14 protein-coding genes are annotated in these 13,068 nt (G+C 34.1%); all 14 read left to right on the top strand.

The window, feature by feature from the left end; all coding sequences use genetic code 11:
* Positions 1–177: 177 nt before the first annotated feature.
* Positions 178–1,452, top strand: a complete 1,275-nt coding sequence (ftsA, locus tag ACFHWD_RS13405) for a cell division protein FtsA (RefSeq protein WP_378062289.1) — start codon at positions 178–180, stop codon at positions 1,450–1,452.
* Between the two features lie 19 nt (positions 1,453–1,471).
* On the top strand, positions 1,472–2,575 hold the full coding sequence (gene ftsZ, locus ACFHWD_RS13400; RefSeq protein WP_150357859.1) for a cell division protein FtsZ: 1,104 nt from the start codon (positions 1,472–1,474) through the stop codon (positions 2,573–2,575).
* A 208-nt stretch (positions 2,576–2,783) separates the two neighbouring features.
* A complete protein-coding gene (spoIIGA, locus tag ACFHWD_RS13395) occupies positions 2,784–3,581 on the top strand; it encodes a sigma-E processing peptidase SpoIIGA (RefSeq protein WP_179977220.1) in 798 nt (265 codons plus the stop codon).
* Positions 3,582–3,634: 53 nt separating this feature from the next.
* Entirely contained in the window at positions 3,635–4,342 is a 708-nt protein-coding gene (gene sigE, locus ACFHWD_RS13390) for an RNA polymerase sporulation sigma factor SigE (RefSeq protein ID WP_150357857.1), read from the top strand.
* Between the two features lie 73 nt (positions 4,343–4,415).
* Positions 4,416–5,189, top strand: coding sequence for an RNA polymerase sporulation sigma factor SigG (gene sigG / locus ACFHWD_RS13385; protein WP_150357856.1), 774 nt, complete (start codon positions 4,416–4,418; stop codon positions 5,187–5,189).
* 56 nt (positions 5,190–5,245) lie between these two features.
* Complete coding sequence (locus ACFHWD_RS13380; protein WP_179978272.1) at positions 5,246–5,509, top strand: YlmC/YmxH family sporulation protein; 264 nt, start codon at positions 5,246–5,248, stop codon at positions 5,507–5,509.
* Positions 5,510–5,633: 124 nt separating this feature from the next.
* Positions 5,634–6,095 (top strand): transcriptional regulator NrdR, encoded by a 462-nt coding sequence (gene nrdR, locus ACFHWD_RS13375; protein WP_150357854.1) that lies wholly within the window; start codon positions 5,634–5,636, stop codon positions 6,093–6,095.
* Positions 6,096–6,267: 172 nt separating this feature from the next.
* Positions 6,268–7,995 (top strand): sigma-54-dependent Fis family transcriptional regulator, encoded by a 1,728-nt coding sequence (locus ACFHWD_RS13370; protein ID WP_150357853.1) that lies wholly within the window; start codon positions 6,268–6,270, stop codon positions 7,993–7,995.
* 164 nt (positions 7,996–8,159) lie between these two features.
* On the top strand, positions 8,160–9,383 hold the full coding sequence (locus ACFHWD_RS13365) for a transaldolase family protein (RefSeq protein ID WP_378062285.1): 1,224 nt from the start codon (positions 8,160–8,162) through the stop codon (positions 9,381–9,383).
* Between the two features lie 27 nt (positions 9,384–9,410).
* Positions 9,411–10,241 (top strand): transketolase, encoded by an 831-nt coding sequence (locus ACFHWD_RS13360; RefSeq protein ID WP_236035267.1) that lies wholly within the window; start codon positions 9,411–9,413, stop codon positions 10,239–10,241.
* Positions 10,238–11,185: a transketolase family protein gene (locus tag ACFHWD_RS13355; RefSeq protein ID WP_229981666.1), complete on the top strand. Its 948-nt coding sequence runs from the start codon at positions 10,238–10,240 to the stop codon at positions 11,183–11,185. The genes ACFHWD_RS13360 and ACFHWD_RS13355 overlap by 4 nt, the downstream gene beginning before the upstream one ends.
* A gap of 31 nt (positions 11,186–11,216) precedes the next feature.
* Positions 11,217–11,672 carry a ribose 5-phosphate isomerase B gene (gene rpiB, locus ACFHWD_RS13350; protein ID WP_179977223.1) on the top strand — a complete coding sequence of 152 codons (456 nt, stop codon included), beginning with the start codon at positions 11,217–11,219 and terminating at the stop codon, positions 11,670–11,672.
* Between the two features lie 45 nt (positions 11,673–11,717).
* A complete protein-coding gene (locus tag ACFHWD_RS13345) occupies positions 11,718–12,665 on the top strand; it encodes a PHP domain-containing protein (protein WP_179977224.1) in 948 nt (315 codons plus the stop codon).
* Positions 12,666–12,694: 29 nt separating this feature from the next.
* On the top strand, positions 12,695–13,068 hold a 374-nt coding region (locus ACFHWD_RS13340), incomplete at its 3' end, for a class II fructose-bisphosphate aldolase (RefSeq protein ID WP_378062282.1).

Genomic DNA, 13,068 nt, shown 5'->3' with positions numbered 1-13,068 from the left:
AAGGAAAGGATTGTAAGTCTTTTCCTTTTATTTTATGTTATAGAAAGAATAGATAAATATTCTTTAATTGCATTTGAGATTTTATTTAAATGTGATAAAATATAAGAGGAAAATTAGACTTTTTGTTGAATATATATTTTTAATGGTTCTCTTTATGCAAAGGAGGGAAATATTTTAATGAACGAATATATAGTGGGCATAGATATAGGCTCTTACAATATCTGTGCTGCTGCTGGAAAAATAGATAAACATTCCGAAGTACAGATAATGGGTATAACTTCCTCAAATTGTAGTGGTGTAAAAAGAGGAATAGTTGTAGATATAGATAATACATCGGAATCCATAAAGAAATGTATAAGCTCACTGGAAAGAATGGTAGATACAAAAGTAACTGGGGCTTATATATCCTTGTCAGGGGGGATAAGTGAGCTTGTTTGGAATAAAGGAGTAGTTGCAGTATCCTCGGAAGATCGTGAAATAAAGAGAAATGATGTGAAAAGAGTGTTAAAAGCATCTAAAATAATTAATATTCCCAACGATAAAGAAATAATAGGGGTAATACCTCAACAATATATAATTGATGGTTATGATAAAATAAAAGATCCTATAGGCATGTGTGGATTAAGATTAGAAGTGGATTCGCAAATAATACTTGCCCAGTCAACTGTAGTAAATAATATTTTTAAAAGCGTGAACAAAGCTGGAATAAAGGTACTTGGAGTGGTATTTGAGCCTATAGCTATATCCAGTGTGGTTTTGAAAGAAGAGGAAATTCAGAGGGGTATAGCTCTTGTAGATACGGGTTCAGATTCTATAAATATTTATATTTATAAAGGAGGAAATTTAAGAAGTATAAGTACTTTACCTTTAGGTGGAAGTATTATAACCAATGATATTGCAGTTTGCTTGAAAATCCCTGTTTCAGAAGCAGAAAAACTTAAAATAAAATATGGAAGTGTAGCAGCAGATTCTCTTAGGGATAATTTTAAAATAGAGGTAAATGCCAATTATAATAACAAAGTAAAAGTGGACTGTAATGTTTTAAATCAAGTTATAGAAGCTAGGGTTGAGGAGTTGTTTTCATTAATAAATAAAGAAATAAGTACGTCTGAATATTACAATGAACTTTCTGGAATAGTTATAGTAGGTGGCGGTATGGCGCTGATAAATGGCATAGAGGAATTTGGCAGAAATATTCTGGGAAAGCTTGTAAGAATTGGGATACCTAGATACATAGGGGCAGCAAGTCCACTGTATGCTACGGCGGTTGGAATAGTAAAAGACGTTTCAAATTCTATGAAGTTGAAAAATACCGTAGATGTGGATTCATCTAAAAATGATAATTTACCCGATTATAAAAAGATAATTGAAGATGAAGAAGAAACGGAAAATGGAAATAGAACCAATGGGTTTATATCTAAGATAAAGGATTTTTTTACAGATTTTTTTTAAAAAAGGAGGCAGAGGTATTGTGTTAGATTTTGATGTTGATGTTCAGCAGTTTGCTCAAATCAAAGTAATAGGATGCGGCGGCGGAGGAAACAATGCTGTAAATAGAATGATAAAAGAAGGGTTAAAAAATGTTGAATTTATTGCTATAAATACAGATAAACAGGCGTTGATGCTTTCACAAGCATCACAGAAAATACAAATAGGTGATAAACTCACTAAGGGACTTGGAGCAGGAGCTAATCCAGAGATAGGGCAAAAGGCTGCGGAAGAAAATAAAGATGAAATATCCCAGGCTATAAAAGGAGCAGATATGGTATTTATTACAGCTGGCATGGGTGGAGGAACTGGCACTGGAGCGGCGCCTATAATTGCAGAATTAGCTAAATCTATGGGAATACTTACGGTAGGGGTAGTCACTAAGCCTTTTCCCTTTGAAGGCAGAAAGAGAATGCTCCATGCAGAGATGGGAATAAAAAACCTAAAGGAGAAAGTGGATACACTGGTTACTATCCCAAATGAAAGACTTCTTTCCATAGTAGATAAAAAAACCACTTTGATGGAATCTTTTAAATTTGCAGATGACGTTTTAAGACAAGGTGTACAGGGTATATCCGATTTGATCACTATACCTGGACTTGTAAATTTGGATTTTGCAGATGTTAGGACAATTATGATAGATAAAGGTCTTGCCCATATGGGTGTAGGAAAGGGAAATGGTGATAGCAGAGCTCAAGATGCTGCAAAACAGGCCATATCGAGTCCTCTCCTTGAAACTTCAATAGTGGGGGCTACAGGAGTACTTCTAAATATAACCGGTGGCCAGGATCTTGGGCTACTGGAGATAAACGAGGCTGCTGAAATAGTTCAAGAGGCTGCAGATCCTGATGCAAACATAATTTTTGGGGCTGTTATAGATGAAGAAATAAAGGATGAAATAAGAATTACTGTAATAGCAACAGGATTTGAATCAGATAAGAGCGGCGAAGTTAAAGATAAAAATTCTTTAAAAGCTGATACAGGTGTAAGGGACAGTAAGAATGAAGCTGCTGCTTCTGTAGAGTATGAAAAGTTCAATGAAGATAATTTGGAGATACCTGCTTTTTTAAGAAGGCAGAAAAGATGAGAAAATCACAGCTGGCAATTAATTGCCAGCTGTGATTTTTTTAGATGAAAATTAAGATTAAAAAACATTGGAGGAATAAAAGAAAAATTTATGACATATTATAGAAGATAAAAATATTGGAAATGATTAAGAAATGACAAAATTTTGAAATACATAGGTATATAATAAAAGTAAATAAAAGGAAGCAAAGGTGGAGGTGATTGTCTATTTGATCGTATACATAGACTTGCTAATTTTAATAAATTTAATAGTAGATTTTTTCCTGTTGTATATTACGGGTAGGACTCTCAAATTAAAGATAAAATTTAAATTTATGTTTTTAGCAGCATCTATAGGCAGCATCTATACAATTACACTAATATATCCTAATTTGGAGTTTTTCTCCGCCTTTTATTTTAAAATTATAGTTTCAATTGCATTGATTTATATTTCCTTTGGAAATAAGGGGTTTATTACCAATTTAAAAATAGTGTCAGTATTTATTCTCTATTCAATGCTGTTGGCAGGGTTATGTATATTTATTCAATATAACAAATATTCCTATGTAGATGGTCCTGTTATAATTAATTTTTCATATCAATGGCTTTTTACTTCGCTTATGATATTATATATGGTTATTGACAGATTATTAGTCTATGTCAAAGATAGGAATAGATTGTCTACATTGATTTACAGTGTGGATATTGTATTTAAAAATAAATGTAAAACTGTCAGGGCTTTTCTTGACACTGGAAATGAGCTTAGAGAGCCCGTAACTAATTTACCGGTGATAATAGTTGAAAGTTCTGTATTTAAGAACATAAACTTAGAAGAGGATTCTAAATTTTATATACCTTACAGGGTCATAAATGGTGAAATTGGAAAACTCCAAGGATTTAAAGCAGATGCGGTGAGAATAAATTTGGGAGGGGAAATTAAATACAGAGAAGCTGTAATTGCTATTTGTCAGCAAAAATTAAGTGAACTTGGTGATTATCATGCTCTTTTATCCAGGGGAGTAATATAAAGTGATCACGCTTGTATAAATAGTTAAAAAACAATTGATAGTGGAGGATAATTATGCTTAAGTTAAAAATGTTATTGAACAGAATACTTATAAAATTCAAATTTATAATAAAAGATATATATTATATAGGTGGCAATGATGTATTACCTCCGCCTCTGAGTAAGAAAGAAGAAGAGGAATTGGTTTCAAAGTTGGTATCTGGAAATGAAAAGGTAAAGTCCACCCTTATAGAAAGAAATTTGAGACTGGTAGTCTACATAGCTAGGAAATTTGAAAATACAGGGGTTAATGTGGAGGATTTAGTGTCTGTTGGAGCCATAGGACTTATAAAAGCAGTAAATACCTTTAATCCTGAAAAAAAAATAAAATTAGCTACTTATGCTTCACGGTGTATAGAAAATGAAATACTCATGTACTTGAGAAGAAATAGTAAGGTAAAAGCAGAGATTTCTTTTTATGAACCCTTAAATGTAGATTGGGATGGAAATGAACTGCTGCTCTCTGATATTTTAGGGACTGACAATGATGTGGTCTATAATTTTATAGAAGATGAAGTGGATAAACAGCTTTTAGTTATTGCCATGAAAAAATTAAGTGATCGGGAGAAAGAAATAGTAAATTTAAGATTTGGATTAAATGGTAAAAAAGAAAGAACTCAAAGAGAAGTGGCGGATTTGCTTGGAATATCCCAGTCCTATATTTCTAGGCTTGAAAAGAGAATTATAAAGAGATTGAAAAAAGAAATAAATAAAATGTTATAGGGTTGTCTTTAGTATAAAATTGAGCCTCTTAGTAAATACTTAAAATGCTATATATTCTAAAGGGGCTGATTACATGATGATTAATAAAGTTGAAATTTGCGGCGTGAATACATCAAAATTGCCGGTTCTAAAGGGAAAGGAAATGAAAGAACTTTTGATAAAAATGCAGCAGGGGGACGATAAGGCTAGAGAAAAATTTATAAAAGGCAATTTGAGATTGGTGTTAAGTGTAATACAGAGATTTAACAATAGGGGAGAAAACGTGGATGATTTATTTCAGGTAGGATGTATAGGACTTATGAAGGCTATTGATAACTTTGATTTAAGTCAAAATGTTAAATTCTCAACCTATGCAGTTCCTATGATTATAGGTGAGATACGAAGATACTTGAGGGATAACAATTCCATAAGGGTGAGCAGATCACTTAGGGATATTGCATACAGGGCACTTCAGGTTAGAGATAGGTTGATAAGAGAGAACAACAAGGAGCCAACTATATCCCAAATAGCTAAAGAATTGCAAATACCTAGAGAAGAAGTGGTATTTGCACTGGATGCAATTCAAGATCCAGTTTCACTGTTTGAACCCATATACCATGATGGTGGGGATGCCATTTATGTAATGGATCAAATAAGTGATACAAAAAATGTAGATGAAAATTGGCTTGAAAACATAGCTATAAAAGAAGCTATGAAAAAGCTTAATGACAGGGAAAAATTGATTCTCAATTTAAGATTTTTTGATGGAAGAACTCAAATGGAGGTGGCAGATGAAATAGGAATATCCCAGGCTCAAGTATCTAGATTGGAAAAAACTGCATTGAGACACATGAGAAATTATATATGAGATTTAAAATGCAATGGTTTTGCAAAAAATGGATGGAGGGGTGTACATATATGGATATGGAAGGAGATCTATTTTCCTTAGTTAATTTGAAAGATATGGAAATTATAGATGCAAATACTGGTACAAAACTGGGTTTTATAAAGGATTTGAAAATAAACTGTGATGAGCACAGGATAATGTCAATTATTTTACCTTCTCAGACTTCTAAGATGTCGTTGTTCAGCAAAAATGAAGATATAGAAGTTCCATGGAAAGATATAAAAAAAATAGGGGTGGATGTGATTTTAATAGATGGGGGAAAATTGTCAGATAAGGTTTAAAAATTCTTCATTATTTAGGTAAAATATCATCGTGATATAATAATTAAAAAGAAATTGTAGAATATTTAGAAAAAAAGTGTATAATTATTGTTATAGTATAGTTATATAAAGGACGTGAATTAAATTGAAATGCCCTTATTGTGGATATGGGGAAAGTAAAGTAGTGGACTCTAGATCTACAGATGATGATATGGCCATAAGAAGAAGAAGAGAATGTTCAAATTGTGGTAAAAGATATACCACCTATGAAAAGATTGAAAATGTGCCTCTATTAGTCATAAAGAAGGATATGAGCAGGGAGTATTTTGACAGAAATAAAATATTGAATGGGCTTATAAAAGCATGTCAAAAACGACCTGTTTCAAGGAAACAAATTGAAGGTATAGCAGACGAAGTGGAGAAAGGGATAAATAATAAAATGCTTACAGAGATAAGCTCTTCTGAAATAGGGGAAATGATAATGGAGAGTTTAAAGAAAGTTGATGAAGTATCCTACGTGAGATTTGCATCTGTATATAGACAATTTAAAGATATAAATACTTTTATGGAGGAGATAAAAAATCTTATTTCTCATAAAGAAGATTAGAAATATGGGAATATAGGTAATTTACGTAGATTGTATAAAATAAATTATGATTTATTTTATGTAACTGAAAATTTTAGTTTTTAGTTATATTTTTTATATTCGTAAATGGAAATTAGAGAGTTTTGATCGGTTGAGTTGATTTCATTTTATATTAAAAGGGGGCACTGGGTGGATGAAAATAAATGTCTCTAGAATAATGAATACTAGTATTTTATTGATAAAATTAGAAGGTAAATTAAAAAACTTAAGTCAAAATAAAGAAACATATGATTATGTGATTGTAAACGATAATAGAGATGAAGTAAAAAAGATATTTTGTTATCTAGGTGAAAAGCATAGGGTACCATTTGACACTATTGGTTATTTATATTATAAAGATTTAATAGAGGTAAATCAGAATGTTAAAGATGTAATTATTGTTAAAGATGATAAATATAATGTGGTCGGGATTATTACCAATCGTGAATTGCTAAATTTTATAGAAAATAAATATAAAATACTTTTAGAAGACTATACCCGTGTAAAAACGGATTTGAATGCTTTTATGACTTGCTCGGATGATCTGGTTTGTATTACTGACGGATCCGGTATTAAGGTCAGAATAAGCTCTTCTTGTGAGAAAATCTATGGTGTAAAACCTAAAGAACTTATTGGAAAGAATGTAAGGGAATTAGAGAAAAAACGTATATATTTGCCATCTGCTACAAGAATGGCTATAGAGGAGAAAAAGCCTATAACCTTAACACAAAGAACGAAATCAGGAAAAAAGCTTCTTGTAGTAGCTACACCTGTTTTTGATAAAGATAATAATGTTAAACGTGTTGTCAGCATATCAAAGGACATAACGAATGAAGAGATGCTAAAAAGTGATCTGTATAAGACTAAAGATCTTTTACAGAGGTATGAGCAGGAACTGGCAGCTTTGAGAATTGAACAGACTCAAGATCACAACATTATATATAGAAGCAAGGAAATGGAAAAAGTTATAGAAGTGATAAAAAAAGTCGCAGTAGTGGATTCCACCCTTATTATATATGGAGAAACCGGAGTTGGCAAGGAAGTAATATGCAAATATGTTCATAATATCAGTAACAGAAATGGGAGACCTTTTGTTAAATTAAATTGCGGGGCGATTCCAGAGAACTTACTGGAAACTGAGTTATTTGGGTATGAAAAGGGTGCTTTTACTGGGGCACGTTCTGAAGGAAAGCCGGGGCTTTTTGAGATTGCCGACAAGGGAACTCTGTTTCTCGATGAAATTGGTGAAATACCTTTTATCCTACAAGTAAAGCTTCTGAGAGTGCTGCAGGAGAAGGAATTTATCAGAGTGGGTGGTATTAAACCTAGAAAAGTTGATGTGAGAATAATAGCGGCTACCAATAGAGATCTAAAAAAATTGGTTGAAGACGGGAAGTTCAGGCAGGATTTATATTACAGGCTAAATGTAATTCCAATAACGATACCTCCTTTGAGAGATAGAGTAGAAGACATATCCGTACTTGCATATCATTTTTTGGATGTATATAATAAAAAATATGGCTATTCAAAACAGCTTACAAATGAGGTTATAGAAGTTTTTATGAAATATAGATGGCCGGGAAATGTGAGAGAGCTGGAAAATGTAATTGAGCGTACTGTAATAATTTCAGAAGATAACCAGATTAGATGCAGTGATCTGCCTGGGGAACTGACGACTACGAATGAAGATAGTAACCTATCAGATGAAATACATATTTCGAAACTTATGCCTCTTAGGAAAGCTTCTGCATTAGTGGAGTACCAGCTTATAAAAAGGGCTATTGATGAGAACGGAAGCACCTATAAAGCAGCTAAAGTGTTGGATGTAGATCAGTCTACGATTGTAAGAAAAATAAAAAAATATGAGTCCGCAGCAAAATGAATTTTTAATGTAGCCATGCATTGCTTAATGTAAATTTACATTGATTAATATAATATTTGAAATTTAAAATTATGACCTAAAGGCATTTATAGGTCTTTTTTTTATTTGGCATAAATTTTGCGTAAGCTTAAGGATGTAAAAATATCTTATGGGAGCGATGGTATATGAACCAAAATATTTATAAGAGCAGTGCTATGGAACGATTGAATTTGACGAGCCAAGATATGGAGCTTTGGTGGGATTCAAATCCTCTTATCTATGAAACATGGTGTGAGAAATTTTTAAAATCCACTCCGGATAATTTAAGGGATATTGTGAAATCACAATTAAAGAAGCTGTGGGATAGTAATACGGATTCTGAAAAATGGGTATTCAAAGGCGTTACCACAAATCCTTCCCTTACAAAGGCGGTATTTGATCTATTAGGTGATAAATGGGCTCCGATTATTAGGAACATCATACACTATAATCCTAAACTTAATATGAATGAAATTACCTGGAAAGTTTATATGGAAGCTTGCAAAAGAGGTGCCGCACGTTATTTGAATTTATATGAGCAATCTTCACATAAATATGGTTTTGTGTCAGCTCAAGTAAATCCTCAAGATTATATTAATCCGTTTAAAATGGTCAAGGAGGGACTTGGATTAAAACAATTGCAGGCTAACATTATGGTAAAAGTTCCAGCAACTGAGGAGGGCGTCTTGACAATATTTATATTGACACTTCTTGGCATTCCTACAAATGCAACTTTGTCCTTTACGCTGCCGCAAATTATGGCAGTTGCAAAGGCAGTTAAATCAGGCAGGGAATTGGGCGAAAAATTTGGAACTGACTATTCAAATTGGCGTTCAGTAATAACATTGATGATAGGGAGATTTGAGGATGCACATACTTTTGAGGATGAGGCTTCAGAAAGAGGGGTTAAACTTACTGAAAAAATGAAGAGGTGGGCTGGTATTGCAATAGCTAAAAAGGCCTGCAGAATTTTAACTGAGAATAAGTATCCAAGTAAATTGTTGATTTGCTCTATGAGAGTAGGTCCTGAGATTGACGGAGTTAAACAGATATGGCATATAGAAAAATTAGCTGGTGAAAACATGATATTTACAATGAACCCAAATTTGATACAGAATTTAATGCTTCTGTATATTGATAGACCGTTGAAAAGCGGTGTAGAGGAGCAGGTACCAGAAGAGATTATAGAGGAACTGCTGAAAATACCTTATTTTAGCAGAGGATACGGTGAAGAAACAATTGCCCCAGATGAATTTAAAAATATAGAGCCTACTTTTACAACTTATAAGCAATTTTCAAGTGCAGTAGATGATCTGGAATCTTTTGTTTCTATAATAAAAAATTCAAGTAAAGGTGCTTCTGTTATATAGGAAAGTTTGGAGGGTGTATTTAAATTGGTGGATATTAATAGAGATGAAATTAGGAAAACAGCAGAACAAATCAGAAAGGATTGTATTTGTATGAGCACTAGAGCAAATTTTGGACATCTAGCGCCAGCGCTTTCTAGTGCGGATATTATAGCGACTTTATACAAAGGTATTATGAACTACAGACCTGATAATCCTCAGTGGCCTGATAGAGATAGTTTTATTTTAAGCAAAGGGCATGGCTGTTTAGCATTATATTCAATATTATCTCAGGTAGGATATTATAAACGTGATCTATTAAGAGATTTTGCCAGCAAATGCGATACCATGTTGCCTGGGCATCCTGAGATAAAATTACCGGGGGTTGAAGCCAATACGGGATCATTAGGTCATGGCATTCCATTGGCCATCGGTATGGCATTGGCGGCAAAAATGGATGATAGAAAGTGCAGGGTATTTGTTTTAACAGGTGATGGAGAGCTTGAAGAGGGAACTAACTGGGAAGCTGCAATGATTGCTGCAAAACATAAACTGGATAATTTGGTTGTTATAGTGGACAGAAATAGTTTGCAACTGGGGGATTTTACTGAAAATATAAGTCAACTAGAGCCATTAGAGGATAAGTGGAGAGCTTTTGGATGGTCTACTAAAAATGTAAATGGCCACAATATAGGGGAATTACTGACTTCATTAAATAGTGCACCTTATGAGACTGGAAGACCTACTGCTGTAATAGCTCATACAATTAAGGGAAAAGGACTGGAAATTGCAGAGAATAAAATAGAATGGCATCACAAAGTTCTGACAAGAGAACAATATGAGAGCCTAAAAGATAATTTGGGATTGGAGGCACTTGAATGATGACTGAAAATAAAAAATCCACAAGAGATGCTTTTATAGATGGACTCCTGAGTGTAGGAGAAGGTAATAGAAAAATAGTAACTGTAGCTGCAGATTCACAATCTCGATATGGAAGCTTCGTAAATTTGTACAGGGAAAGAAGCTTTAATGTGGGTATAGCTGAACAGTCAATGATAGGTATAGCTGCTGGGCTGGCATTGGCTGGTAAAATTCCTGTAGTTACTTCCTATGCAAACTTTCTAACCTTTAGAGCTTGTGAGCAAATTAGAGTGGATATTGCTGGACAAAATTTGAATGTCAAAATTGTTGGCACGGATACAGGTTTTTCTTCAGAATGGCTTGGCTATACACATATGGCATTGGAGGATGTGGCTTCCATAAGATCAATTCCAAATGTTGTGATAATAGATCCTGCGGACTATAATGAGGCATTTGCCGCAACAAGGGCCGCGTTTGAATACAAGGGGCCGGTGTATTTACGTTTAAGGGGCAGAAAGAAAGAGAACTTAGTCTATGATAGAATTCAGGACTTTCAAATTGGGAGAGGAAATGTATTGCGAAAAGGTAAAGATGCAGTTGTAATCTCATCCGGCGGTGCAGTATACGATTCCTTAAAAGCCGTGGATTTATTGCGGCAAAATGGTATTAATGCTGCATTGATTGATATGGCGTCTATAAGGCCATTGGATGATGAACTCATTCTGAATTTTGTATCAAAAATAAAGACAGTTGTTACAGTGGAAGATCACAATATTGTAGGTGGACTGGGAAGTGCTGTTGCAGAGCTGCTCTCAGAAAACACCAGAGATACAACACTTTTAAGGCTTGGTGTAAAAGACAGCTTTGGAACTGCTGGAACCGATGAAATGCTTAAAAAGAAATTTATGTTAGATACAGATGGAATTGCATCTGGTATCAGGTCGTTTATTGAAAATCATAGATAATTTATTTATATGAAAAGGGGTGTTTGATATCATGAAAATTATAATCGGAGCAGATAATCTTGGATATGATCTAAAAGAAATTGTAAAGACACATATTGAGTCAAAAGGTATAGAAGTAGTTGATGTAGGAGTATATGATAAAAAGCCGGTAGACTATCCTGATGTGGCGCTGGCCGTTGCTAAGAGAATAGCAAATAATGAATTTGAAAGGGGAATTTTGATATGTGGTACAGGTATAGGAATGGCTATTGCAGCAAATAAGGTGCCTGGAGTGAGGGCAGCCCAGTGCCATGATATTTATTCAGCAGAAAGGTCCAGGAAGAGCAATAATGCACAGATAATGACCATGGGTGCTGTGGTGATTGGGCCGGAGTTGGCTAAAAAACTAGTTGATGTCTGGCTTGAATCTGAATTTCAGGGTGGGCGCTCCATACCCAAAGTTAAAAAGATAAACGACATAGATAGTAGATGCCGTAAATCTGTCTAGAGGTTATGTTAAAATCAATTATTTAGTAAAAAGGAAGGTTGGAATATGTCAAGATATGATTGCGATTTACATTGTCATACAGTTAGATCTGATGGAAATGACACTCCCAGGGAACTGATAGATAATGCAGCTAAAATTGGTATGAAAGTTATTGCAATAACCGATCATGATATACAGCCTCCATCTGTAGTTAAAGTGGGAAATGAGGAAATACCAATTAAAAAATATGCATTTGATAAGGGCATTGAATTGGTTTTGGGATATGAATTTTCCTGTGATACTTATGTGGATGATGTGCATATTTTAGGCTATAAGCTTGATTGGAGTAATAAATTGGTAGAAGATGAGGTTAGAAGGGAAAGAGAGAGCAAGGTGGATGCTTATAGAAAATTATGTGATGTGTTAACTGAAAATGGAATTCATGTGGATTATGAAAATTCCATATTGCGGTATACGGATGAAGAGGATAATGTAAGATACAGAAAACCGGAGGATGTGCAGAGAAAACATATATTTGAGTTCATTGCTAAAACGGGATATGCACCTAGCTGGAAAGATGCAAAAATAATGGTACGTGATAATCCCAAATTAAATGTGAGAAGAAAAAAAATAAATCCTTTTGACGCAATTGATCTTATTAAAAATTGCGGGGGGACGGTTGTATTAGCCCATCCATTTTTAATTGATGATGTAGTTAAATATCCTGATGGGAAAACTCTTACAAGAGAGAATTACATAAATCAATTGATAGAACATGGGCTTGACGGAATTGAAGCTTGTTATACCTATTCCAAAACCAGCTATAAGGGCAGCTTTAGTAATAAGGAAATAGAAAACTATATAAAAGAACATTATGGAGACAGGGTAAAATTTTTTACAGGTGGTTCGGATTATCATGATGACGGGAAGAAAAATGTAAAAAACCCAAGGTGTATAGGAGAAGCTGGTATTACCTATGAAGAATTCAATACTATAAGAGATTATTTTATTTAAAACGTTGATTACGGAAAGGATTGATGAAATTGCCATTAGTTAGTAGTAAAGCGTTGTTAATTCATGCACTTAAAAATCACTACGCAGTTGGTGCATTTAATGCAAATAATATGGAAGTGGCACAAGCTATTGTTATGGCAGCCGAGGCAGAAAAGGCACCGGTTATAATTCAGATGAGTCAAGGAGCAATAAAATATGCTGGTATGAACGGTATTTTTTCAATTGTTGGATCATTGGCAAAAAGATCAAGCGTACCAGTTGTCTGCCACTTGGATCATGGAGTTGATTATGATGTTGTGGTGGGTGCATTGAGGACGGGCTTTACGTCGCTCATGTTTGATGGATCGCCTCTGTCCTTACAGGGCTGTATTTTACCAAATGTGCCAGCGGAGGACCTGAATTT

The organism is Clostridium sp. MT-14, from assembly GCF_042436595.1.
Taxonomy (GTDB): Bacteria; Bacillota; Clostridia; order Clostridiales; family Clostridiaceae; genus Clostridium_B; species Clostridium_B aromativorans.
Note: the sequence above shows the minus strand (reverse complement) of the source record. Positions and strands in the feature narration are given on the sequence as shown.

Bases quoted from the DNA above. Each gene is read 5' to 3' on its own strand.
- ftsA (WP_378062289.1), top strand. From the start codon at position 178: ATGAACGAATATATAGTGGGCATAGATATAGGCTCTTACAATATCTGT.
- sigE (WP_150357857.1), top strand. From the start codon at position 3,635: ATGCTTAAGTTAAAAATGTTATTGAACAGAATACTTATAAAATTCAAA.
- sigG (WP_150357856.1), top strand. From the start codon at position 4,416: ATGATGATTAATAAAGTTGAAATTTGCGGCGTGAATACATCAAAATTG.
- ACFHWD_RS13380 (WP_179978272.1), top strand. From the start codon at position 5,246: ATGGAAGGAGATCTATTTTCCTTAGTTAATTTGAAAGATATGGAAATT.
- ACFHWD_RS13370 (WP_150357853.1), top strand. From the start codon at position 6,268: ATGAAAATAAATGTCTCTAGAATAATGAATACTAGTATTTTATTGATA.
- ACFHWD_RS13365 (WP_378062285.1), top strand. From the start codon at position 8,160: ATGAACCAAAATATTTATAAGAGCAGTGCTATGGAACGATTGAATTTG.
- ACFHWD_RS13355 (WP_229981666.1), top strand. From the start codon at position 10,238: ATGATGACTGAAAATAAAAAATCCACAAGAGATGCTTTTATAGATGGA.
- rpiB (WP_179977223.1), top strand. From the start codon at position 11,217: ATGAAAATTATAATCGGAGCAGATAATCTTGGATATGATCTAAAAGAA.
- ACFHWD_RS13345 (WP_179977224.1), top strand. From the start codon at position 11,718: ATGTCAAGATATGATTGCGATTTACATTGTCATACAGTTAGATCTGAT.